The organism is Bacteroides sp. RCH18 (assembly GCF_058231005.1).
The window spans coordinates 2,810,758-2,835,156 of record NZ_JBIPTC010000001.1 but is presented as its reverse complement, the minus strand read 5'-3'; the positions used below and the strand labels follow the sequence as shown (position 1 = coordinate 2,835,156).

Genomic DNA, 24,399 nt, shown 5'->3' with positions numbered 1-24,399 from the left:
AACAAATTGATCATGTCTGTTTTTTAGTATATTCGTGAAAAGTAGTATATACATACAAAGCAAAACTAAAAGAATACAAATTAAAAACAGCGATTATGAAAAACAAACCTTTTGAGAATTTTGACTTTATAGACTTCTGGGATGATGATGAATATGCTATGAATGAATATATTGGCGCACCTCCTACAGAAGAGATGATAGAAGAAACAGAACGTGAACTGGGATACAAACTCCCCGAATCTTATATTTGGCTGATGAAGCAGCATAACGGTGGAATACCTTTCAATGTTTGTTTTCCTTGCGACGAACCTACCAGTTGGGCGGACGACCATGTGGCTATCACTGGCATTATGGGAGTCGATAAGGATAAGATTTATTCTCTTTGCGGACAGCTCGGCAGCCGTTTCATGATTGAAGAATGGGGGTATCCGGACATTGGAGTGGCTATCTGCGACTGTCCTTCTGCGGGACATGATATGATTTTCCTTGATTATCGGGAGTGTGGTCCGCAGGGCGAACCGAAAGTCGTTCATGTCGATCAGGAAGATGATTATTATGTTACTTTCCTTGCCGATAACTTTGAAGAATTTATTCGGGGACTTGTCAACGAAGAAGTCTTTGATACGTCGGAAGAAGATGAAAGAATGGAGCTGGAAAAAGTTCGGAACGCAGCTTTCTCACCGCTCTTGTCCGATTTGTGCGCAAAGTGTGATCATCCCGTGGATACGGAGCGATGGATTCGGAAGATATCGGAAGAGATAGTAACCGATAAAGGATTCTTTGCGCTTCATGCCGACGAACGTTCTTATCTGCTTTACGACATCCAGTTGTGGCTTTACACCAACGTTTATCCCGATACGACGGAAGAAGATTACCTGTCTGCTTATAAAAAGATAATAGCGCTGGACGGTGAGTTCAGTACGGGAGGATATGCTTCGGACTTTGTTACCGATTGGCTGACACGACGCAAGGAGAGCGGTATGGTTACGTGTAATGACGGCATTCTTTCGATGGCGGCGGGAACTAAGGAAGCCTTGCTGGCAAATCGGGAGTTGATTTCGAACAAAGAGCAATAATTTGTGTTTATTTATTATAAATATATATCTTTGTCCCGAATTATAAACACGTAGATTTATGAAAAAGATTTTTGGTGCTTTAATGATTGCCGTATGTATCGGTATGGCGATGCCTGCCCAGGCACAATTACATTTTGGTGTAAAGGGTGGTTTAAACTTGTCTAAAGCAAGCTTTTCTGATGTGAAAGAAAACTTTAAAAAGGATAATTTTACAGGTTTCTTTATCGGTCCGATGGCGGAATTCAATATTCCGGTTGTGGGATTAGGAGTCGATGCGTCTTTGCTTTTTGCTCAAAGAGGTATAAAAATCTCTGATGGAGGTGAAGAAGCTACTGTCAAGCAGAATGGCTTGGATATTCCGGTCAATTTGAAATATAACATCGGTCTGGGAAGTCTGGTAGGTCTTTATGTGGCTGCCGGTCCTGATTTTTACTTTGATTTTGCCGGTAATAAGACAATAGACGGAGTAAAAACCGATAAAAAGAAAGCTGAAGTCGGTATCAATGTCGGTGCAGGTGTGAAGCTGTTGAATCATCTGCAAGTAGGAGCTAATTATAATATTCCGTTGGGCAAGACTGCCAGCTTTGAAGACATTGAAGGCTCATACAAAACCAAGACTTGGCAAGTATCTGTTGCTTATATTTTCTAAGCCATTCGTTACATTCAATCATACAAAGAAAGAGCTTCCGATAAAGGAGGCTCTTTTTTATTCAAGGTAGTTTGTTTAAGGTACTGGTCTGTAAACCTGAATCTATTTTATCAGATTCCGGTGTGCAGACTATTTTTCTTATCAGTGTTCCCTCTTCCTCTTTTAAATCCCCATTTTTTTATTGTACTTTTGTGCTTGCAATGAAAAAGTATGTAGATGTCATATTACCATTACCGCTTCCGAAGTACTTTACCTATTCCCTGCCGGATGAATGTGCGGAAGAGGTTGAGATCGGATGCCGTGTGATAGTTCCTTTCGGACGGAAGAAATTTTATACAGCTATCGTTCGTAATGTTCATTATTGTGCTCCGACGGAGTATGAGGTGAAGGATATATCTGCATTGCTGGATGCTTCTCCTATTTTATTGTCCACTCAATTTAAGTTTTGGGAGTGGCTGGCGGATTACTATCTCTGTACACAAGGAGACGTTTATAAAGCGGCACTTCCTTCCGGCTTGAAGTTGGAGAGTGAAACGATTGTAGAATATAATCCCGATTTTGAGGCGGATGCACCATTGTCGGAAAGAGAACAGTGCATTCTTGATTTGCTTTCAGTAGATTCTCAGCAATGTGTCACGAAACTGGAGAAGGAGAGTGGCATGAAAAATATCCTCACAGTCATCAAATCTCTGCTGGATAAAGAAGCCATCTTTGTGAAAGAGGAATTGCGCCGTACTTACAAGCCGAAAACAGAGGCGAGAGTACGATTAGCCGGTTCTGCTGATGAAAAGCGGCTTCATATCTTATTTGATATCCTGTCCCGCGCTCCGAAGCAGTTGGCGTTGCTGATGAAATATGTCGAGTGTTCGGGAATCCTTGGAAGAGAAACGCCGAAAGAAGTTTCGAAAAAAGAGCTGTTGCAACGTGCAGGGGTGTCTCCTTCTATTCTGAATGGCTTGGTGGAGAAAAAGATATTTGAGATTTACTTTCATGAAGTCGGCCGGCTGAATAAGGAAGTGAAGGAGGTCGTAGAGTTGAATGCCTTGAACGAGTTTCAGCAGCGGGCGCACGATGAGATCGTGCAATCCTTTCAGGAGAAAAATGTCTGCCTGCTTCATGGAGTTACATCCAGTGGAAAGACAGAAGTATACATTCATCTGATAGAAGAAACGATTCGTCAAGGGAAACAAGTATTGTATCTCTTGCCTGAAATAGCATTAACCACTCAAATCACAGAGCGCCTGCAACGGGTATTCGGTTCTCGTTTGGGGATTTATCATTCCAAGTTTCCGGATGCCGAGAGGGTAGAGATATGGCGGAAGCAACTGGGAGATAAAGGATATGATATCATCCTTGGAGTCCGTTCTTCCGTATTTCTTCCTTTCCGTGATCTGGGCCTGGTGATTGTAGATGAAGAGCATGAGAACACCTATAAGCAACAGGACCCTGCTCCTCGCTATCATGCACGGAATGCGGCTATCGTACTGGCTGCCATGTATGGAGCAAAAACGCTTCTCGGCACTGCTACCCCCTCTATAGAAACATGGCAGAACGCAAGGAATGGAAAATATGGATTTGTACAACTGAAAGAACGATATAAAGAAATTCAGCTGCCGGAGATTATTCCGGTGGATATCAAAGAGCTACATCGCAAGAGGCGGATGGTCGGACAGTTCTCGCCGTTACTGATACAATATATGAAAGAAGCACTGGAACAGAAAGAACAAGTCATTCTCTTCCAGAACCGTCGCGGATTTGCACCGATGATAGAATGCCGTACTTGCGGCTGGGTGCCGAAATGTAAGAACTGCGATGTGAGTCTGACTTATCATAAAGGTATCAACCAACTGACCTGCCACTATTGCGGCTATACCTATCAACTGCCGAAGTTTTGTCCCGCCTGTGAAGGAACAGAACTGGTCAATCGTGGCTTTGGTACGGAAAAGATTGAAGATGATATCAAAGTCCTTTTCCCGGAATCGGCTGTTGCCCGAATGGATTTAGACACTACCCGTACCCGCGCTGCCTACGAGAAGATTATCGCCGATTTTGAACAGGGAAAGACAGATATACTGATCGGTACGCAAATGGTATCGAAAGGTCTGGACTTTGATCATGTAAGTATAGTGGGCATCTTGAATGCGGACACCATGCTCAATTATCCGGATTTCCGTTCTTACGAACGTGCTTTCCAACTGATGGCACAAGTAGCAGGACGAGCCGGGCGTAAGAATAAACGCGGGCGGGTGGTACTGCAAACGAAAAGCATTGATCACCCCATTGTCCATCAGGTTATCGGTAATAACTATGAAGAAATGGTAGACGGTCAACTCGCTGAACGACAAATGTTTCATTATCCCCCTTACTATCGGTTGGTGTATGTCTATCTGAAAAACCATAATGAAGCATTGCTGGACCAGATGGCTGCGGTCATGGCAGAGAAATTAAGAACCGTGTTCGGAAACCGGGTATTGGGACCGGACAAACCTCCCGTTGCTCGTATCCAGACATTATTCATCAAAAAGATAGTGCTGAAGATCGAACAGAATGCCCCGATGGGACGTGCGCGGGAATTGCTACAACGTATCCAGAAAGATATGCTGGAGGATGAACGCTATAAATCCTTGATTGTCTATTATGATGTAGACCCCATGTAGCACTCGATACAGACCTAATATTTTTCTTATAATAACCTTTATAAATTAACTAACCATGAAACGACTTACGATTTATTGCTTAACATGTCTTATTGGTGTGAGTCCTCTTTTTGCCCAGCAAGGAGTGACTCAGTGTGGAACCCCTACGGGGCAACCGAAATTTCCAATAGAAACTTATCAGGAACTGCCCGACCCTTCCTCCCCCTCTGATAAAGACTGGGCAGCAGTTACCAACCCTCAGATTTCCTGGGGAACTATTGACACCCGCTATGCGAAGCATCGGCTTCCTCAGCTGAAAAAACAGCAGCTTACCACTTTAAAAGGCTGGCGTGGCGAACGTGTAAATGCGCAGGCTGTTGTCTGGACCGGCACTGAGGTGAAAGATCTGAACTTCAGCTTTACCGATTTTAAAGATAAAAAAGGAAATAGCCTTTCGGATGAGGCGTTTAAAGCCGGTTTCATCCGTTATGTAATGACCGATGAACTGAATAAAGATGGCAGAGGCGCATGCGGTCACCGTCAAGCAGTGGATTACGATTCGTTGTTGGTAGCCGACCCGATTGATACGAACTTGAAATCAATGTCTGTTCCGGCACGTACTGTTCAACCTATCTGGGTGCAATGCTGGATTCCTCAATCGGCTACTCCCGGAACCTACAAGGGTGCCTTGCTGATAAAAGACGGTTCCCGTCTGTTGCAGCAGCTTAATCTCGAAATCCTTGTTTCTTCCCGTGAACTTCCCGCACCGTCCGAATGGGCTTATCATCTGGATTTGTGGCAGAGCCCGTTTGCCGTAGCCCGTTATTATCAGGTTCCCTTGTGGAGTCAGGAGCATCTGGACGCTATGCGCCCGCTGATGAAAATGCTGGCGGATGCCGGTCAAAAGATTATTACAGCCACTTTGACACATAAACCTTGGAACGGTCAGACTGAAGATTATTTCGAGACAATGGTAACATGGATGAAACGTGCCGACGGCACTTGGGCTTTCGACTATACGGTTTTTGATCGCTGGGTAGAGTTTATGATGAGTGTCGGTATCAATCAGCAGATTAACTGTTACTCTATGGTTCCCTGGGAATTATCTTTCCAGTATTTTGATCAGGCAACAAATTCATTGAAATTTGTGAGGACAGCACCGGGAGAACCTGCTTATGAAGAAATGTGGGTTGCGATGCTTACTTCTTTTTCCAAGCATCTGAGAGAAAAGGGATGGTTTGATATTTGTGCGATTGCGATGGACGAGCGTCCGATGGATGTCATGCAGAAAACGTTGAAAGTAATCCGTAAGGCAGATCCGGAGTTTAAGGTTTCACTGGCCGGTAATTATCATGCTGAGATAGAGCCGGACTTGTACGATTATTGCATTGTTATCGGACAGAACTTCCCGGAAGAAGTACGTCTCCGCCGTGCGGCCGAGAATAAACGTACCACCTATTATACTTGTTGTACGGAAGCACATCCCAATACATTCACTTTCTCCGATCCTGCTGAGGCTGCATGGATGAGTTTCTATTCTTCGAAGAAGCATCTGGACGGCTATCTGCGTTGGGCATACAATAGCTGGCCTTTGGAGCCGTTGCTCGATTCACGTTTCCGCACGTGGGCGGCTGGAGATACTTATCTTGTTTATCCGGGAGCCCGTAGCTGTATCCGTTTCGAACGTCTGATCGAAGGTATTCAGGCACATGAGAAAATAACGATTCTTCGTCAGGAATTTGAGAAGAAGGGAAATAAAGCCGGATTAAAGAAGATAGAGAAAATGCTGGCCCCGTTCAATTTGGGTAATATGCCGGAAATACCGGCAGCCGTTACCGTAAACCGGGCCAATCAGATACTTAATTCGTTTTGATAATAGAAACGAATGAAGCCTGTCAATTATTAAACGTAAATTATGAAGAAAATATTATTTGTCTGCCTCGGAAATATCTGCCGTAGCTCTACGGCGGAAGGAGTAATGCTTCACCTGATCAAAGAAGCCGGACTGGAAAAAGAATTTGTGATTGATTCCGCCGGAATCCTGTCTTATCATCAAGGCGAATTGCCGGATAGCCGGATGCGTGCACACGCTGCCCGTCGGGGCTATCAACTGGTTCATCGCTCCCGTCCGGTGCGGACAGAGGACTTTTATAATTTTGATCTGATTATTGGAATGGACGACCGTAACATAGATGATCTGAAAGAAAAAGCTCCTTCTACGGAAGAGTGGAAAAAGATTCATCGCATGACGGAGTACTGTACCCGCATTCCCGCCGATCATGTCCCCGACCCCTACTATGGAGGGGCCGAAGGATTTGAATATGTGCTGGATGTACTCGAAGACGCTTGCGCCGGTCTGCTTACTTCTTTAACTCAGGATAACTGATCCGTGTGTGATAAGCGATCTTCAGCTTTTCTTTGAATACCGTCTTGATGGTCGCAATGTCCTTGAAAGTGATAGGGCATTCTTTGAAATAACCTTCAGCAACTTGGGAGTCTATAATTTTGTCGACCAGGTTGCTGATAGTTTCTTCCGTATATTCCGGCAGACTGCGTGACGCTGCTTCAACAGCATCCGCCATCATCAGAATAGCTGTCTCCTTTGAGAAAGGATTAGGACCCGGATAGGTGAACAGTTCTTCATTCGGTTCCTCGTCGGGGTGCTCGTTCTTCCATGAAATATAGAAGAACTTCGTTTTTCCCCATCCATGATGGGTGCTGATAAAGTCTTTGATTACTTTCGGCAGATTATGCTTGTCCGCCAGTTTTAATCCGTCTGTCACATGACTGATCACGACCTGGGCACTTTGCTCGTAATTCAGATTCTTATGAGGATTGACGCCTCCCGACTGATTTTCCGTAAAGAAAGCGGGATTCTCCATCTTGCCGATATCATGATACAAAGCTCCGGTACGTACTAATTGACTTTTCGCTCCGATACGGATCGCTGCTTCTGCCGCCAGATTGGCTACCTGCATAGAGTGCTGGAAAGTTCCGGGCACGGTTTCGGACATCTGCCGGAGAAGATCACTGTTGATATTGGAAAGTTCGACCAAAGTCACATTAGAGGTAAAGCCGAACGTCTTTTCCAGCAGAAACAGCAACGGATATGTAAACAGCAGCAGAATACCATTAATAAAGAAATAGGTATACATCCGTGCATTCAGCTTAGAGAAGTCATTGGCAAGTCCATTCTCGGTCATTAGCTCGAATGCGAAGTAAATAGCCGCGTAAGTCAGTATCACCAATAAGGCCGTGCGGAAGAGCTGTGACCTCTGCGAAAGTTCCCTTAAACTGAAAATGGCAACTAATCCGGCAGCCAACTGCGTCAGAATGAACTCATGCGGAAAACGCAGGGATATAGAGCAGATTAATATCGTAATGACATGTGTCAGAAAGGCAGTTCGTGAATCGAGGAAAACCCGTATGATAATGGGCAGCATCGCGTACGGAATCATATATACATTAAATATATTATGTGATACCATGAAAGCTGTTACTACACTATAAAATACAATCAGTGTAAACAGTAACGACAGGCTGCCTTTGCGCTCATAATAATCTTTTCGGAATAGGTCGAGATAGAGCATAAAGCAAAGCATCAGCATACCGACAAACAAAATCTGCCCGCCAAGAATCAAGCGGCTCTGATCAATGGATTCACTTCGCTTGATAGACTCTTTGCGTAATGATTCCAGAATATTGTACGTTTCCGGGCTGATGATTTCTCCACGGTCTATAATTTTCTGTCCGCTGACGACTAATCCGTTGGCCCAGGAATAGTTGTTCAGCATTTCCTCTTTGGCGGTCTGTGTCCGTTGCTGGTCGAATGTGAGATTGGGCGTGATGTATTCGTTTAATGAACATTGTCTCAGAATCTCACGGTTGAAGTGGGTCGTATCTGCGGAAAGCAAGTACTCATAAGCTTTTTTGACCGTATATATATGATCGGTAGGCTTGGAGTTGGCGAGTTTATCGTCGATGATCATGATTGCCGAAGTACTGTCCTTGTGGAGTTCTTGTATGTTTTCTGTCGAAACGATGCCCTCTCCGTATATTTCTTTTAATGTCCGTTCGATGTATCGCAGATAATCTACGGAAGGAAGTATACCTTTCAGGTGAGTATGGTAATTCTCTTTCAGCTTGGCGATTGCGTCTTTCTCTACTTGTTTGTCAAGCAGATAATAAGGTTGGAAGGAAGCCAGCAGACTATCCTGTTCCCGGTTCACCACTGCGTCGTCTTTATAGATCGGAAAGTCAAAAGTGGCTATCAGCTGCCCGTACTTCCAGGGCTTGTTTATGTCAAACTGATAGTTGAATTTTCCGTCACGTGGCAGGAAATAGACAATCAGTGTCACTGTCGCTACAAACAGCAATGATTTATATAATATATCTCTTCTTGAGAACCTCTTTTTCTTCTTCATATGTTCCATACGCATTGAAATTTTTGCGAAAAGTACAAAAAAAAACAATAGTGTGGAAAAAAAGGTTTAATTTTGCCACGATTTACCTATACTAACCCAAATTATGGCAGAAAGAAAAGTAAGAGTTCGTTTTGCTCCGAGTCCTACGGGAGCATTGCACATCGGTGGTGTGCGTACAGCTTTGTATAATTATCTATTTGCGCGTCAACACGGCGGAGACTTCATTTTCCGTATTGAAGATACTGACTCCAACCGGTTCGTGCCGGGAGCGGAAGAGTATATACTTGAGTCATTCAAGTGGTTGGGTATCCACTTTGACGAAGGAGTGAGCTTCGGTGGAGAACACGGCCCGTACCGTCAGTCCGAACGTCGCGAAATCTATAAGAAATACGTGCAGATTTTGTTGGATAATGACAAGGCATACATCGCTTTTGATACTCCCGAGGAACTGGACGCTAAGCGTGCGGAAATTGCTAACTTCCAATATGATGCATCGACCCGCGGGATGATGCGTAATTCTCTGACAATGTCGAAAGAAGAAGTGGACGCATTGATTGCTGAAGGAAAGCAATATGTGGTTCGCTTTAAGATCGAGCCGAACGAGGATGTTCACGTGAATGACTTGATTCGTGGCGAAGTCGTTATTAATTCATCTATTCTGGATGACAAGGTGCTTTATAAGTCGGCTGACGAACTGCCTACTTATCATCTCGCAAACATTGTGGATGACCATTTGATGGAAGTGTCTCATGTAATCCGTGGCGAAGAATGGTTGCCTTCGGCACCGCTGCACGTACTTTTGTACCGTGCATTCGGCTGGGAAGACACGATGCCGGAATTTGCCCACTTGCCTTTGCTGTTGAAGCCGGAAGGAAACGGTAAACTAAGCAAGCGTGACGGCGACCGTTTGGGATTCCCTGTATTCCCGTTGGAATGGCGTCCGGAATCGGGAGAAGTGTCTTCCGGATATCGTGAATCGGGTTATTTGCCCGAAGCGGTGATTAACTTCCTGGCTTTGTTGGGATGGAATCCGGGCAACGATCAGGAAGTAATGTCTATGGACGAGATGATAAAACTGTTCGACATTCATCGTTGCAGCAAGTCCGGAGCTAAATTCGACTATAAAAAAGGTATTTGGTTCAATCATCAGTATATCCAGCTTAAACCGAATGAAGAAATTGCCGAACTGTTTTTGCCTGTGCTGAAAGAGCATGGGGTAGAGGCTCCTTTCGAGAAGGTCGTTACGGTAGTCGGCATGATGAAAGACCGTGTAAGTTTTATCAAGGAACTGTGGGATGTTTGTAGCTTCTTCTTTGTGGCTCCTGCTGAATATGACGAAAAGACAGTGAAGAAACGCTGGAAAGAAGACTCGGCAAAATGTATGACTGAGTTGGCGGAAGTAATTGCCGGCATCGAGGATTTCAGCATTGAAGGTCAGGAGAAAGTAGTGATGGACTGGATTGCTGAAAAAGGTTACCATACAGGTAATATAATGAATGCTTTCCGTCTGACACTGGTAGGCGAAGGTAAAGGTCCGCATATGTTCGATATTTCCTGGGTGTTGGGCAAGGAAGAGACATTGGCTCGTATGAAGCGCGCCGTAGAGGTACTTAAATAATTAGGATTTGTAAATTATGCTTTACAATCTGGCAATAGTTATTTATGACCTTTTGGTTCATTTTGCTGCTCCGTTCAGCCGTAAGCCCCGAAAAATGATGAAAGGGCATTGGGTGGTGTATGAACTTCTACGACAGCAAGTGGAGAAAGGGGAGCAGTATATTTGGTTTCACGCTGCTTCGCTTGGCGAGTTTGAACAAGGGCGTCCATTAATAGAAATGATCAGGGAAAAATATCCCGATTATAAGATATTGCTTACATTTTTCTCTCCGTCCGGTTACGAAGTGCGCAAGCATTACCGGGGAGCGGACATTGTCTGCTATCTGCCGTTTGATAAACCGCGGAATGTGAAGAAGTTCCTGGATATTGCAAACCCGTGCATGGCATTCTTTATCAAGTACGAATTTTGGAAGAATTACCTGGATGAGCTTCATAAGCGTCGCATCCCGGTGTATAGTGTTTCTTCCATTTTCCGTCGCGATCAGATATTCTTTAAATGGTATGGTGGGACTTATCGTAATGTGCTGAAGGATTTCGATCATTTGTTTGTGCAGAATGAGGCTTCCAAACGCTATTTGTCGAAGATTGGCATTAGTCGTGTGACAGTGGTGGGAGATACCCGTTTCGACCGTGTGTTGCAGATTCGGGAAGAAGCCAAAGACCTCCCATTGGTGAAAATGTTTAAAGGAGACAATGCTTTTACGTTTGTAGCCGGCAGTTCTTGGGGACCGGATGAAGATTTATTTCTGGAGTACTTCAACACCCATCCGGAAATGAAGTTGATCATCGCTCCGCATGTGATTGATGAAAATCATCTGGTGGAGATTATCAGTAAACTGAAACGTCCTTATGTACGCTATACTCGTGCTGACGAAAAGAATGTACTGAAAGTTGATTGCTTGATTATCGATTGCTTCGGACTGTTATCTTCTATTTACCGCTATGGAGAAGTGGCTTATATCGGAGGTGGTTTTGGCGTCGGTATTCATAATACGCTGGAAGCTGCTGTATATGGCATCCCTGTTATCTTCGGACCGAAATATCAGAAGTTTATGGAAGCAATCCGGTTGCTCGAAGCTAAAGGCGCATACTCAATTAAAGACTATCACGAGTTGAAAACCTTGCTGGACCGTTTTCAGGCAGATGACGTTTTCATGCGTGAGACCGGTGCGAATGCCGGTTATTATGTGACCAGTAATGCCGGAGCTACGGAGAAGATCATGCACATGATTAACTTTTAGAGACGGATAAGGTTGGGCGTCGCTTGAAAAACAGGTAAGCCCTATCATTTCGCTCTGCTGTTCTGAGCTTGCCGTCTCGTTTTTCTTAAAGAAGAGAGATTCGTCAATGAACTCAGAATATAACAGAATAAGATAAGAATAAGGAGATGTGTCAGAACTCCCCTTTTAACGAATTCATCTTCGCCACAACTATCTGTAGCGAAGATGAATTTTAATTTATAAAGGTTTCGATACACCCGCTTACCAGTACATCTTTTGAAAATGTTGGTATTCTATTTGTTTATTTCCTGTTTTAGTAACTCTTCCAGTTCTTTTCGTGTCACATGGGTGAATCGTTTCACTATATTTCCTTGCTTGTCTATCACCAAATACATGGGCAAACCTTTCATCTGAAAATGTTTCCAAAGATACCCCCATTGCTTTTCGTTTAACCAATAATGTTCACCGACAATGTCTTGTATGAGTATTTTCCAAGTCTTTTCGATGGAACTGGGGCCAGTTAGGTAGACAAAAGCTACGTTTTCGCCTAATTCTTTTTTAATAGGTTCATATTCTTTAATCGTCCTTCGGCAGCCACCGCACCAGGTAGCCCAAAAGTCAATGAATTGTACTTTTCCTTTATGGCAGTCGACGAGAGCAGACAGTAATTCTTCTTCTGATACTTTAGGTGCTTCGCAGACAGAGTATTTCTTTGTTGTCGCTTTTGCACGTGGTTGCATCTGTCGGTTCATATCTTGAATGATTCCTAAGAAAATCGGGTTTGTAATTTCCGTTGCCATAGCTTCTTGTTGAGTGGTCAGTGGTTTTAAATTATATAGGCTGGAGCGCATATAGATTGCCCGTATATAATCGACCATTAAACAAGTGCTGTCTTGCATGATATGGCTCAGATACTCCTTCGCTTTGGTGAATAGTTTCTGACTGAATTCATTATATTCTTTGGGGTATTTTGCAATAAGCGCGATCAGCTCGCTGCCTTGTTGGAAGGGGATACCTGTTTTGAGAGCTGTCTCGTATTGGCGAATAAGCGCTTGTTCCTCCTTTGTAAGCGCTGCTTTTGATAGTAAATACTTCTCAAATTTTAAAGGATCATGATGTAGCTCATAGAGTTCTCCTGAGATCACGTTGCGGTAATTGTAGCAATAGAGCGCTAAGGGATGATTGACAGGGAAACTCTTTAGGAAATCATAGAAATTGGAAGGAAAATCAAAATTGGCAAAGGCTGTACTGGCTTGTTCACGCGTGATGTTTTCCTTCTTCTGATAAGCCGTTTGCAGACAATAACGGGTTGCATTCAGATTCTCTATGCAATCGAACGCACATGAGAGATTGGCAAGTGTGCGGGTATCTTCACTAAATTGCGTTTTTGTGTTGTTGTGTGCTACGCACTGTTTGTATTGGTCGATGCAGCGTTTCTTAAATTCATTGGCGCTGATGCCTGCAATAGAATCCAGTATGTCGCCATTTCTATAAACCGGAGCTATTCTTGTAATCAATTCTGGCTGGCACCATTCATTATTGATGGTAGCATATTGTCCGCTGAATACAAATTGTTTTCCTTGCGGATTGCTTAGATTGACCGCTACATTAGTTTCTTTATCGGGACTTAGCAGAATGACTATATCGGCTTTCCCTATCATCATCCGTACTTGTGTGTTATGATAGAGAGGAATATTGATTTTGAAGCTTCCGTCTGCTTCGATAGTCGGGAAGAGGGTTTCGGCTGCCCCCATCACAATATTAGGAGCTCCGATTTTGAGGTCCGGATGATCATCAGGGCTATAATTAGCTATTGTGCCGCTTAGTATGGCTTTTCCTTTTTGATATTCGGGACTCCGTAATTGTGCTTGTACTATGTTGAATAGCAGAGACAAGAAAAGGAAGGTAAACAGTCTGTTCATAATAGTTCTTTGATTGCATTTATAATTTCTTTATCTGTATTCTCTGTGCTATATCCTCTGATTATTTTTCGTATGATTCGTTTCTGGTCCAGTATGAAAAAGAAGGGCGCAGCACCACCTGTCTGGTATTGTTTGATAACTTCGTTCGTGGCATTTAGAATCGTATAATTCAAATCTTTCCGTTTGGCGTAGTTTCGGATGGCGGATGCATTGTGGCTCCAGGATTCTATAGCAATGAGATCAAACTCCTCGTTGCTGAATAATTCTTTTAATTTTTTCAAAAAAGGTACAGCTGCCTGGCAGGCGCCACAGCCAATGCCGGTGAAATTGATTAGTATGACTTTGCTTTTGCAGTTGGCAAGTGATAAAGACTGTCCATCTATATTTTCTAATATCCATCCCGGAGCTTTTTTGCCTGTGAGTCCGGATGTGGATGGCGAGTTTCCGCTTTTCTTGTGGAGATCGCTGTATTTAACTGTTTCATAATCTTTGGGGAAATAATCATTGATGTTAAAGTCTTTGATGTTGAGCTTGTTAATCTGAAGGTTGGAACAAGTTGAAACGGAAATATCATGTGACATTTCCCTTCGCTCCTTAAAAGGTAAATTATCCGATTTATTAATCCATAATTCATAAATAGAAGTCGTATTGCCGATATCGAATGGGGGAAGAGGCATGTGGAAGGCTTTTCCAAAGAATTCAACCTGTTGTTCCTCATTGATTGTTAGTTTGAAATAGTAATCATTACCCTCGTCTTTCAGTTCTATGGTGATATTATCATCAGTGGTAAGCGCATACTTGATGATGTTCTTTGCGAAATTGAAGAATGGAGGTCTTACTAGCCTGAAAGGAAGTGGTTTGAATGTGAAGTCATCAATTACTAACTTTTTATTATCGTGATAGGCTTCTACTCTGACGTTGCCATCATAACAAAAGTTTAGCTTTGTAGTATCCTTGGCATCCAGTGAAACATAGCTTGCGCTGATGGTTGAATCTATGGGGTGATTATATTCTTTGATGAATCCATGTAGAATGGATAATGCGGTGGAGTCCCCGGGTTGCCAGCTTTCGTTAGCAACATAATATGTTGCGGATTCAATTTTCTCTAGATTGGCAAATACCTTTTTTAAATAGTCTCTCTCTCTGTTTTGAGCATTGACTGCCGGCATTGTTGCAAAAAGGAGAGTAATAAGCAGTAGTTTTGTTTTCATGATTGATCGTGGAGTAATATGTTTTCTATAGTTAGATGTTTTTATTCTGTTTGATTACAAATCTACGAATAATTCGTAAATTGGAGGCAAACAATTGGTTAAATAAAACAAATGAATACATGAACTCCTTCATGGACATTAGCTGATCCAATACGCTCCTTTGCTAATTTTTCAAAGATCAGACCTGATGCATTGAATATAGTACCCTGAAAACACATGAACTTACTAATGATCTGGAACCTGATATTTATATTATTCATGTGAATCAGTAGTTGAATGTTGTTCATTTCTTTGCGGTTTTGAACTAAATGATAGTCAATAGTATCTTAAATGGGCTGTCTAAAAAGTCAATAGTATCTTAACTCTCCTCCTTCTGGAAGGAGGAGTACCCGTAGGGGGAGGTGGTAGGTGAATACATAATCCTATCATTTACAAAGAAATAGGAACAAACATTATCTCTCCTACCACCTCGGTCTTCGACCACTCCTCCTTCCCGAAGGAGGAGAATAGAGATACTATTGACTTTTTAGTCACCCCCAATGGAGATACTACTGTTTGATTCATTCCTTTGCAATTTTGAATCAACTACTGATTCACATTATTTATACCATTGGGAATACATCAGGTAATTGTGAGCGATTTTTTGGTTTAGCTCCTTTGCCTGCTTCGGGTCTACCTTCTTAATAAATTTAGCCGGTACCCCTCCCCAAATGCTTCCGGGCTCGATTACTGTATTGCTTAATACCAAAGAACCGGCGGCAACGATGGCTCCTTCGCCTACTATGGCATGATCCAATATGGTAGACCCCATCCCGATAAGTGCATAATCTTTGACGGTTGCTCCGTGAATCGTCACATTATGTCCTACGGAAACATGATCACCAATTTCGATGGTTGACTTCTCATATAAAGTATGTAGCACGCTTCCATCCTGAATATTGACTCCATTGCCTATCCGTATGGAATTAACGTCACCGCGCAATACGGTACAAAACCAGATGCTACAGTCATTTCCTATTTTTACATCTCCTATGATAGTTGCATTGTCTGCGAGAAAACAGTTCTCTCCAATTTCGGGGGTAAAGCCCCGCACTGATTTGATTAAAGCCATAAAATATATTGTTTCTAATGATGTTTTTATTGAATATGATTGGGGATTGTCTGACACCCGGGTCTCGTACCGTCTGACACCCGGGTCTCAGGCAGCCTGACACCCGGGTGTCGGTATGCTCAACACCCGGGTGTCAGACAAAAGCTGTTTTAAATAGCTTTTGTCGCTTCTAGCAGCCACTTCTTTTCTTCTTCGTTCAGACTTGGAGAAAGTTTTTCGTAAACATTTCGATGGTAGTCATTGAACCACTTGACTTCCTCTGCCGTCAGCATATCTTTGATGATGCCTTTTTTGCAGATTGGGCATAGGGTGATCGTCTCAAATTTGAAATATTCTCCGAACATGCCTTCCTTATCTTTGCAGACCAATGTCAGATTCTCGGTGCGTATCCCGTGGCTGCCTGCTTTATAAACACCAGGTTCATTGGATGTAACCATACCGGGTTGCAGCACAATGGGATTTTCGTTCATACGGATACTTTGCGGACCTTCGTGTACGCTCAGAAAATGTCCTACGCCATGTCCGGTACCATGAAGGAAGTTCATGCCATGACTCCAGATAGGCATACGAGCCAATACATCGAGTTGGGCGCCGCGGGTTCCGGCTGGGAATTTAGCCATTGCCAACGCAATATGGCCTTTTAATATTAAGGTATAGTCTGTTTTTTCTTCCTCCGTCAGTTCGCCTAATGCAATAGTACGGGTGATGTCAGTTGTTCCGTCTAGATACTGTGCTCCCGAATCTAACAGCAAGAAACCTTTAGGCTGAAGCGTGACATCACTCTCCTCCGTTGCGGAATAGTGCACGATTGCTCCATGTTCTTTATATCCGGCGATTGTGTCGAAACTTTCTCCCATATACAAAGGTTGGGCTGCTCTGAACTCATGCAGCTTCCGGTCTACGCTCAGTTCGGTTTCTTTGCCCGAAGGCACTGATTGTTCCAGCCATTTGAGGAACTTGACAAGCGCCACGCCATCCCGCTGCATTGCGTGATGGATGCCGGCAATCTCCTGCTCATTGCGAATGGCTTTCAGCAATGTCACAGGAGATTCTCCACGAATGACCTTGCATGCAGGATTGATAGCCGAATAAATCGCATAGTTCGTTTTCTTTGGGTCGATAAGTATGTTTTCTCCTGCAAAAGAATTCAGGAAAGATTCAGCTTCGTCATATTTTCTCAGGCTGACTTGCTGCTCTTGCAAGTATTCATTTACCTCTTGGGTAATCTTCTCCGGCGAAATAAAGTAGACTACTTCATCTTGAGTAACCAGTAGATAACTTACTATAACCGGATTGCAATGCACATCACTTCCTCTCAGATTGAGAGTCCATGCTATTTCGTCCAGACTGGATAAAAATAAAGCATAGATGCCTTTCTTTTTCAGCTCGGCACGAATGGCGGCAACTTTTTCTCCACAACTTTTTCCTGCATATTTAACATCGTAGATGAAAGCCGGAGCACCAGGCATGGATGGACGGTCCTTCCAAATGTTTTTCAGCGGATCGCCAAACAGGTTGACCTGTAACTGATAGGGGGCAAGATCTTCTTTCATTTGTTCCACCTGTTGCACGGAGAACATTTTCCCATCAATACTCACAGATTCTCCCGGCTTTAGATTCTGACAGAGGAACTTTGTGATACTAGGAGTTTCCGGCAGCATCTCTTTATATAATGTAATGCCGCTGCCTTCCAGTTCCTTTTCCGCTTGCAGGAAATAACGGGAATCTGTCCATAGTCCGGCTTTATCCATTAAGATGACGACTGTTCCGGCAGAACCCGTGAAACCGGAAATCCATTCACGGGACATCCAATAAGGAGCTACATACTCACTCAGGTGAGGATCGGTGCTGGGAATGATGAACGCTTTGATATTGTTAGGGCGGAATGCCATCCGTAGTGCGTGTATACGCTCTTTTATGCTCTGCTTCATACCTTATTATATTATTTATAGACATATTTAAGAGTCTCAAAGGTACTAACTTTTCGCGGTTAATGATTTGTTTATGAATAGTTTTTGAGAAATATTTGCCGAAAGTTTTGTGAATAAAGAAAGTATGTGTAATTTTGCGGCGCAATTTGACTGCGGAAATTTTTAACCAATAACATATTAATAATAACAAAATGATTGTAGTACCTGTAAAAGAAGGCGAAAACATTGAAAAAGCGCTGAAGAAGTTTAAAAGAAAATTTGAGAAAACTGGCATCGTGAAAGAATTAAGAAGCAGACAGCAATTTGATAAACCGTCTGTAACTAAAAGACTTAAGAAAGAACGTGCAGTTTATGTACAACAACTTCAGCAAGTAGAAGATTAATAATTCGTAATTTCCTTTGAATTATTGAATTCTTTTCATACATTCGTTGCACGATTTTAGATGTAGCGATATTATGTTAATTAAATCTTTTCTTGATTACCTCCGGTATGAGCGGAACTATTCCGAAAAAACCGTTCTGGCGTATGGCGAGGATATAAAGCAACTACAGGAGTTTGCTCAGGAAGAGTACGGAAAGTTTGATCCGTTGGAAGTGGAAGGTGAACTGATTCGTGAATGGATTGTTTCATTAATGGATAGGGGATATACTTCAACTTCTGTAAATCGAAAGCTAAGTTCGCTCCGGTCGTTCTATAAGTATCTTTTAAGGCAAGGAGAGGTGACAGTAGATCCGTTACGAAAAATAACAGGACCTAAAAATAAGAAACCGTTACCTGCTTTTCTGAAAGAAAGCGAAATGGACAAGTTGCTGGATAATACGGATTTTGGCGAAGGATTTAAAGGTTGTCGTGATCGGTTGATTATTGAAGTGTTTTATGCTACAGGCATAAGACTTTCGGAATTGATAGGTCTGGATGATAAGGATGTAGATTTTTCCGCTTCTCTTTTGAAAGTAACCGGGAAAAGAAACAAGCAGCGGCTAATACCGTTCGGTGATGAACTGAAAGAGTTGATGCTTGAATATATTAATGTAAGAAACGAAACGATTCCGGAAAGGTCGGAAGCTTTCTTTGTTAAAGAGGATGGTGAGCGGCTTTATAAGAATCTGGTCTATAATTTAGTGAAACGGAACCTGTCAAAGGTGGCGACGCTGAAAAAAAGAAGTCCTCACGTGCTGAGGCATACTTTTGCTACCACAATGCTGAATAATGATGCAGAACTGGGTGCGGTAAAAGAACTTTTGGGTCACGAGAGTATTGCAACTACCGAGATCTATACGCATGCCACATTTGAAGAACTTAAAAAAGTGTATAAACAAGCTCATCCAAGAGCTTAAAAAAAGGAGGTAAGTATGGATATTAGAATTCAATCAATTCACTTTGATGCGTCAGAGCAATTGCAGGCATTTATTCAGAAGAAAGTGTCTAAGTTGGAAAAATATTACGAAGATATAAAGAAAGTAGAGGTGTCATTAAAGGTAGTTAAGCCGGAAGCTGCTGAAAATAAAGAGGCGGGCATAAAGATTCTTATCCCTAATGGTGAGTTTTATGCAAGTAAAGTGTGTGATACATTCGAGGAAGCAGTTGATTTGGATGTGGAGGCGCTTGAAAAACAACTGGTGAAATACAAGGAAAAACAGCGTAGCAAATAAAAAAATCGCAAATATTTTGCGGGAAAGAAATAAATAACTAAATTTGCAGCCGTTTCGCTCGCGTTAGAACGTGACGGTTGCATTTTTTAGCTAGAACGCCTCTTTAGCTCAGTTGGCCAGAGCACGTGATTTGTAATCTCGGGGTCGTTGGTTCGAATCCGACAAGAGGCTCCAAGGATGAATGAGGATCATCCGGTTTTAGCGAAAGGGATGACGGTAGTCAATTCGGTTCGCGTGGCGGGGAAGAATTAGAAGAAGAACTGAGAATAAAACATCTATGTTCAGAGTATTGTTCGCTATTTGATTTTAATTCTTTGTTTGAAATATTAAGGGCAAATACCAGAGTGGCCAAATGGGGCAGACTGTAAATCTGCTGTCTTTCGACTTCGGTGGTTCGAATCCATCTTTGCCCACAATCAGAGTGACAACTTTGGCAAGAATGCGGAAGTAGCTCAGTTGATAGAGCATTAGCCTTCCAAGCTGAGGGTCGCGGGTTTGAGCCCCGTCTTCCGCTCTTTTTTTCTTGCTGTTATAGCTCAGCGGTAGAGCACTTCCTTGGTAAGGAAGAGGTCCCGGGTTCAAGTCCCGGTAACAGCTCATAAAGATGTAAATGCTGATTATTAATCAAATAAATAACAAGTAAAGCTATGGCTAAAGAGAAATTTGAACGTACCAAACCGCACGTAAACATTGGTACAATCGGTCACGTAGACCACGGTAAGACAACGTTGACAGCTGCTATCACTACTGTGTTGGCAAAAAAAGGTCTTTCTGAGTTGCGTTCTTTCGATTCTATCGACAACGCTCCTGAAGAAAAAGAAAGAGGTATTACTATCAATACTTCACACGTTGAGTACGAAACAGCTAACCGTCACTACGCACACGTTGACTGTCCGGGACACGCCGACTACGTAAAGAACATGGTAACTGGTGCTGCTCAGATGGACGGTGCTATCATCGTTTGTGCTGCAACTGATGGTCCGATGCCTCAGACTCGCGAACATATCCTGTTGGCTCGTCAGGTAAACGTACCTCGTCTGGTTGTATTCTTGAACAAGTGCGATATGGTAGACGACGAAGAAATGTTGGAACTCGTTGAAATGGAAATGAGAGAACTTCTTTCATTCTATGATTTCGATGGTGACAATACTCCTATCATCCAGGGTTCTGCTCTTGGCGCATTGAACGGTGTTGAAAAATGGGAAGACAAAGTTATGGAACTGATGGATGCAGTTGATAACTGGATTCCACTTCCTCCGCGCGATGTTGATAAACCATTCTTGATGCCGGTTGAAGACGTGTTCTCTATCACAGGTCGTGGTACTGTAGCAACAGGTCGTATCGAATCTGGTATCATCCACGTAGGTGATGAAGTTGAAATCCTTGGTTTAGGTGAAGATAAGAAATCAGTTGTAACTGGTGTTGAAATGTTCCGTAAACTGTTGGATCAGGGTGAAGCTGGTGACAACGTAGGTTTGTTGCTCCGTGGTGTTGACAAGAACGAAATCAAACGTGGTATGGTTCTTTGTAAACCGGGTCAGATTAAACCGCACTCTCGCTTCAAAGCTGAGGTTTATATCCTGAAGAAAGAAGAAGGTGGTCGTCACACTCCGTTCCACAACAAATACCGTCCTCAGTTCTACTTGCGTACTATGGACTGTACAGGTGAAATCACTTTGCCGGAAGGAACAGAAATGGTAATGCCGGGTGATAACGTAACTATCACTGTAGAGTTGATCTACCCAGTAGCATTGAACCCAGGTCTTCGTTTCGCTATCCGCGAAGGTGGACGTACAGTAGGTGCTGGTCAGATTACTGAAATTATCGACTAATACACAATAATTAATCAGTTCCCGGTTTTACTATCGGGAACTGATTATGTACAAACGGGAGTAGCTCAGTTGGTAGAGCACCGGTCTCCAAAACCGGGTGTCGGGAGTTCGAGCCTCTCCTCCCGTGCTAATATTATTGAAATGAAAAAGGTAATAGCTTATATTAAAGAATCTTACGACGAACTTGTTCATAAAGTATCGTGGCCTACGTATTCCGAACTTGCTAACAGTGCAGTAGTTGTTTTATATGCTTCCCTGCTTATTGCATTGGTAGTATGGGGTATGGATGTCTGTTTCCAGAACTTCATGGAAAAAATTGTTTATCCACATTAAAAAATTAGGAATTGAAAATGGCTGAGATTGAAAAGAAATGGTACGTTCTACGTGCTATTAGCGGAAAAGAAGCTAAGGTAAAGGAATATCTTGAAGCTGACCTTAAAAACAGCGACCTTGGTGAATATGTATCTCAGGTATTGATTCCAACTGAAAAAGTGTATCAGGTTCGCAATGGTAAAAAAATTGTGAAAGAGAGAAGTTATCTCCCTGGTTACGTTTTGGTGGAGGCTGCTTTGGTTGGTGAGGTCGCTCATCATCTGCGCAATACTCCGAATGTGATAGGCTTTTTAGGTGGCTCCGAGAAACCGGTGCCTCTCAGACAATCAGAAGTGAATCGTATACTTGGTACAGTAGACGAACTACAGGAAACGGGTGAAGAACTCAATATTCCGTATGTAGTGGGTGAGACTGTGAAAGTTACTTTTGGTCCTTTCAGCGGATTCAGTGGTATCATTGAAGAAGTGAATAGTGAAAAGAAGAAACTAAAGGTCATGGTGAAGATATTCGGGCGCAAAACGCCGCTTGAATTAGGCTTTATGCAAGTGGAAAAAGAATAACGCGGAATTGTTACGCTGTTGTTGTTCTTCGTTTAATGTTTATATATAAATCAATAAAAAAATGGCTAAAGAAGTTGCTGGACTAATCAAGTTACAGATTAAAGGAGGCGCTGCAAATCCATCACCCCCAGTTGGACCTGCTTTGGGTTCCAAGGGTATTAATATCATGGAATTTTGCAAGCAATTCAATGCCAGAACCCAAGACAAGGCAGGTAAGATTTTGCCTGTTATCATTACTTACTACGCAGATAAGTCTTTCGATTTTGTAATCAAGACTCCTCCCGTTGCTATTCAATTGCTTGAAGTAGCTAAGGTAAAGAGTGGTTCTGCTGAGCCTAACCGTAAGAAAGTTGCCGAGCTTACTTGGGAACAGATTCGTACGATTGCTCAGGACAAAATGGTTGACTTAAACTGTTTTACTGTGGATGCTGCCATGAGAATGGTTGCTGGTACAGCTAGAAGTATGGGTATCGCTGTAAAAGGGGAGTTCCCGGTTAATAACTAATAAACTTCAATTGTAATGGGTAAACTGACAAAAAATCAAAAGTTAGCTGCAGAAAAAATTGAAGCAGGGAAAGCATACTCACTGAAAGAAGCTGCATCTTTAGTAAAAGAAATTACTTTCACTAAATTTGATGCCTCACTGGATATTGACGTACGTTTAGGTGTAGACCCACGTAAAGCTAACCAGATGGTGAGAGGTGTTGTTTCACTTCCTCATGGTACTGGTAAAGAAGTACGTGTTTTGGTACTCTGTACACCGGATGCTGAAGCTGCTGCAAAAGAAGCTGGTGCTGACTATGTTGGTCTTGACGAATATATTGAAAAGATCAAAGGTGGATGGACTGATATTGATGTAATCATCACTATGCCATCTATCATGGGTAAAATTGGTGCACTCGGTCGTGTACTCGGTCCTCGTGGATTGATGCCTAACCCGAAGAGTGGTACTGTAACTATGGATGTTGCTAAAGCTGTAAAAGAAGTAAAACAAGGTAAGATTGACTTTAAAGTTGATAAGAGCGGTATTGTTCATACTTCTATCGGTAAGGTATCATTCAGTCCTGATCAGATTCGCGACAACGCGAAAGAGTTCATCTCTACTCTGAACAAACTGAAACCGACCGCAGCAAAGGGTACATATATTAAGAGTATTTATCTTTCTAGTACAATGAGTGCGGGTATCAAAATCGACCCGAAATCAGTGGATGAAATCTAATAAAACAGAGAAATAATGAGAAAGGAAGATAAAAATTCGATTATAGAGCAAATTGCTGCTACAGTAAAGGAATATGGCCACTTCTATTTGGTAGACGTTACAGCGATGAACGCTACTGCTACAAGTGCATTGAGAAGAGATTGTTTCAAGTCTGACATCAAATTGATGGTAGTTAAGAATACATTGCTTCACAAAGCTCTTGAAAGCCTGGAAGAAGACTTTTCTCCTCTTTACGGTTCTTTGAAAGGTACAACTGCTGTTATGTTTTGCAATACTGCAAACGTACCTGCTAAACTGATCAAGGACAAAGCTAAAGACGGAATTCCCGGACTGAAAGCTGCATATGCAGAAGAAAGCTTCTACGTTGGTGCAGACCAATTGGATGCTCTCGTTGCTATCAAGAGTAAGAACGAAGTTATCGCCGATATCGTTGCATTGTTGCAATCTCCGGCCAAGAATGTTATTTCTGCTCTTCAATCAGGTGGTAACACCCTTCACGGAGTTCTCAAAACTCTTGGTGAGAGACCCGAATAATTTTCAAAAAACAACAAAGTATTTAAACAATTAAAATCATACAAAAAATGGCAGATTTGAAAGCTTTTGCAGAACAATTAGTTAACTTGACAGTAAAAGAAGTTAATGAACTTGCAACTATCCTTAAAGAAGAATACGGTATTGAACCTGCTGCTGCAGCTGTTGCTGTTGCTGCTGGTCCTGCAGCTGGTGCTGCTGCTGTAGAAGAAAAAACTTCTTTCGACGTAGTATTGAAGAGCGCTGGTGCAGCTAAACTTCAGGTTGTTAAGGCCGTTAAGGAAGCTTGTGGTCTTGGCTTGAAAGAAGCTAAGGACATGGTAGACGGTGCTCCTAGTGTAGTAAAAGAAGGTTTGGCTAAAGACGAAGCAGAATCATTGAAGAAAACATTGGAAGAAGCTGGAGCTGAAGTTGAACTTAAATAACATTAGCCTGGTAATCAGGTAATTCGGTTAGGAATCCTTCGCAAGAGGA

The 24,399-nt window shown here is 42.6% G+C and carries 23 protein-coding genes and 5 tRNA genes; 22 read left to right on the top strand and 6 right to left on the bottom strand.

Going from position 1 to position 24,399, the window contains the following annotated elements:
- Positions 1-95 precede the first annotated feature (95 nt).
- The 5 genes from ACHLI0_RS11425 to ACHLI0_RS11405 all read left to right on the top strand — a co-directional run bounded on the left by ACHLI0_RS11425 (position 96) and on the right by ACHLI0_RS11405 (position 6,747).
- Positions 96-1,076, top strand: a complete 981-nt coding sequence (locus ACHLI0_RS11425) for an SMI1/KNR4 family protein (protein ID WP_413555435.1) — start codon at positions 96-98, stop codon at positions 1,074-1,076.
- A gap of 58 nt (positions 1,077-1,134) precedes the next feature.
- On the top strand, positions 1,135-1,725 hold the full coding sequence (locus ACHLI0_RS11420; RefSeq protein WP_008765414.1) for a porin family protein: 591 nt from the start codon (positions 1,135-1,137) through the stop codon (positions 1,723-1,725).
- Between the two features lie 200 nt (positions 1,726-1,925).
- Complete coding sequence (priA, locus tag ACHLI0_RS11415) at positions 1,926-4,382, top strand: replication restart helicase PriA (protein ID WP_490749199.1); 2,457 nt, start codon at positions 1,926-1,928, stop codon at positions 4,380-4,382.
- Positions 4,383-4,437: 55 nt separating this feature from the next.
- A complete protein-coding gene (locus ACHLI0_RS11410) occupies positions 4,438-6,234 on the top strand; it encodes a DUF4091 domain-containing protein (protein ID WP_490749198.1) in 1,797 nt (598 codons plus the stop codon).
- A 42-nt stretch (positions 6,235-6,276) separates the two neighbouring features.
- A complete protein-coding gene (locus ACHLI0_RS11405) occupies positions 6,277-6,747 on the top strand; it encodes a low molecular weight protein-tyrosine-phosphatase (protein ID WP_008765417.1) in 471 nt (156 codons plus the stop codon).
- On the opposite strand, the gene ACHLI0_RS11400 is transcribed toward ACHLI0_RS11405, so the two are convergent.
- Complete coding sequence (locus ACHLI0_RS11400) at positions 6,722-8,794, bottom strand: HD family phosphohydrolase (RefSeq protein ID WP_490749197.1); 2,073 nt, start codon at positions 8,792-8,794, stop codon at positions 6,722-6,724. The two genes, ACHLI0_RS11405 and ACHLI0_RS11400, sit on opposite strands and share 26 nt — an antisense overlap.
- 94 nt (positions 8,795-8,888) lie before the next feature.
- On the opposite strand from ACHLI0_RS11400, the gene gltX reads away from it, so the two are divergent.
- Together gltX and ACHLI0_RS11390 are read left to right on the top strand one after the other, a co-directional pair.
- Positions 8,889-10,403, top strand: coding sequence for a glutamate--tRNA ligase (gene gltX, locus ACHLI0_RS11395; RefSeq protein WP_490749196.1), 1,515 nt, complete (start codon positions 8,889-8,891; stop codon positions 10,401-10,403).
- Positions 10,404-10,419: 16 nt separating this feature from the next.
- Complete coding sequence (locus tag ACHLI0_RS11390) at positions 10,420-11,643, top strand: 3-deoxy-D-manno-octulosonic acid transferase (RefSeq protein ID WP_113748107.1); 1,224 nt, start codon at positions 10,420-10,422, stop codon at positions 11,641-11,643.
- A gap of 272 nt (positions 11,644-11,915) precedes the next feature.
- On the opposite strand, the gene ACHLI0_RS11385 is transcribed toward ACHLI0_RS11390, so the two are convergent.
- From ACHLI0_RS11385 to ACHLI0_RS11365, 5 genes are all read right to left on the bottom strand, one after another.
- Entirely contained in the window at positions 11,916-13,544 is a 1,629-nt protein-coding gene (locus tag ACHLI0_RS11385) for a TlpA family protein disulfide reductase (RefSeq protein WP_490749195.1), read from the bottom strand.
- On the bottom strand, positions 13,541-14,755 hold the full coding sequence (locus tag ACHLI0_RS11380) for a peroxiredoxin family protein (RefSeq protein ID WP_490749194.1): 1,215 nt from the start codon (positions 14,753-14,755) through the stop codon (positions 13,541-13,543). Before ACHLI0_RS11380 ends, ACHLI0_RS11385 begins: the two co-directional genes overlap by 4 nt.
- A gap of 429 nt (positions 14,756-15,184) precedes the next feature.
- Complete coding sequence (locus tag ACHLI0_RS11375; protein WP_490749193.1) at positions 15,185-15,319, bottom strand: hypothetical protein; 135 nt, start codon at positions 15,317-15,319, stop codon at positions 15,185-15,187.
- A 34-nt stretch (positions 15,320-15,353) separates the two neighbouring features.
- On the bottom strand, positions 15,354-15,866 hold the full coding sequence (locus ACHLI0_RS11370; RefSeq protein WP_490749192.1) for a gamma carbonic anhydrase family protein: 513 nt from the start codon (positions 15,864-15,866) through the stop codon (positions 15,354-15,356).
- A 149-nt stretch (positions 15,867-16,015) separates the two neighbouring features.
- A complete protein-coding gene (locus tag ACHLI0_RS11365) occupies positions 16,016-17,797 on the bottom strand; it encodes an aminopeptidase P family protein (RefSeq protein ID WP_490749191.1) in 1,782 nt (593 codons plus the stop codon).
- Positions 17,798-17,988: 191 nt separating this feature from the next.
- On the opposite strand from ACHLI0_RS11365, the gene rpsU reads away from it, so the two are divergent.
- The 15 genes from rpsU to rplL all read left to right on the top strand — a co-directional run bounded on the left by rpsU (position 17,989) and on the right by rplL (position 24,350).
- Positions 17,989-18,180 carry a 30S ribosomal protein S21 gene (gene rpsU / locus ACHLI0_RS11360; RefSeq protein ID WP_002558090.1) on the top strand — a complete coding sequence of 64 codons (192 nt, stop codon included), beginning with the start codon at positions 17,989-17,991 and terminating at the stop codon, positions 18,178-18,180.
- Between the two features lie 73 nt (positions 18,181-18,253).
- Positions 18,254-19,135 carry a tyrosine recombinase XerC gene (gene xerC, locus ACHLI0_RS11355; protein WP_055221653.1) on the top strand — a complete coding sequence of 294 codons (882 nt, stop codon included), beginning with the start codon at positions 18,254-18,256 and terminating at the stop codon, positions 19,133-19,135.
- 15 nt (positions 19,136-19,150) lie between these two features.
- Entirely contained in the window at positions 19,151-19,450 is a 300-nt protein-coding gene (hpf, locus tag ACHLI0_RS11350) for a ribosome hibernation-promoting factor, HPF/YfiA family (protein ID WP_008762025.1), read from the top strand.
- Between the two features lie 97 nt (positions 19,451-19,547).
- Positions 19,548-19,624 (top strand) — tRNA-Thr (locus tag ACHLI0_RS11345).
- Between the two features lie 156 nt (positions 19,625-19,780).
- Positions 19,781-19,863: transfer RNA gene (locus ACHLI0_RS11340), tRNA-Tyr, on the top strand.
- Positions 19,864-19,891: 28 nt separating this feature from the next.
- A tRNA-Gly gene (locus tag ACHLI0_RS11335) sits at positions 19,892-19,964 on the top strand.
- 11 nt (positions 19,965-19,975) lie between these two features.
- A tRNA-Thr gene (locus ACHLI0_RS11330) sits at positions 19,976-20,047 on the top strand.
- A 50-nt stretch (positions 20,048-20,097) separates the two neighbouring features.
- Positions 20,098-21,282 carry an elongation factor Tu gene (gene tuf / locus ACHLI0_RS11325; protein WP_008762026.1) on the top strand — a complete coding sequence of 395 codons (1,185 nt, stop codon included), beginning with the start codon at positions 20,098-20,100 and terminating at the stop codon, positions 21,280-21,282.
- Positions 21,283-21,336: 54 nt separating this feature from the next.
- Positions 21,337-21,409, top strand: a tRNA-Trp gene (locus ACHLI0_RS11320).
- 14 nt (positions 21,410-21,423) lie between these two features.
- Positions 21,424-21,615 (top strand): preprotein translocase subunit SecE, encoded by a 192-nt coding sequence (secE, locus tag ACHLI0_RS11315; protein WP_004296363.1) that lies wholly within the window; start codon positions 21,424-21,426, stop codon positions 21,613-21,615.
- A 17-nt stretch (positions 21,616-21,632) separates the two neighbouring features.
- Positions 21,633-22,175, top strand: coding sequence for a transcription termination/antitermination protein NusG (gene nusG / locus ACHLI0_RS11310; protein WP_004296362.1), 543 nt, complete (start codon positions 21,633-21,635; stop codon positions 22,173-22,175).
- Between the two features lie 61 nt (positions 22,176-22,236).
- On the top strand, positions 22,237-22,680 hold the full coding sequence (rplK, locus tag ACHLI0_RS11305) for a 50S ribosomal protein L11 (protein WP_008762027.1): 444 nt from the start codon (positions 22,237-22,239) through the stop codon (positions 22,678-22,680).
- Positions 22,681-22,695: 15 nt separating this feature from the next.
- Positions 22,696-23,394: a 50S ribosomal protein L1 gene (rplA, locus tag ACHLI0_RS11300; protein WP_004310894.1), complete on the top strand. Its 699-nt coding sequence runs from the start codon at positions 22,696-22,698 to the stop codon at positions 23,392-23,394.
- Positions 23,395-23,409: 15 nt separating this feature from the next.
- Positions 23,410-23,928 carry a 50S ribosomal protein L10 gene (gene rplJ, locus ACHLI0_RS11295; protein ID WP_008762028.1) on the top strand — a complete coding sequence of 173 codons (519 nt, stop codon included), beginning with the start codon at positions 23,410-23,412 and terminating at the stop codon, positions 23,926-23,928.
- Between the two features lie 47 nt (positions 23,929-23,975).
- Positions 23,976-24,350 (top strand): 50S ribosomal protein L7/L12, encoded by a 375-nt coding sequence (gene rplL / locus ACHLI0_RS11290; protein ID WP_002558082.1) that lies wholly within the window; start codon positions 23,976-23,978, stop codon positions 24,348-24,350.
- Positions 24,351-24,399 lie beyond the last annotated feature (49 nt).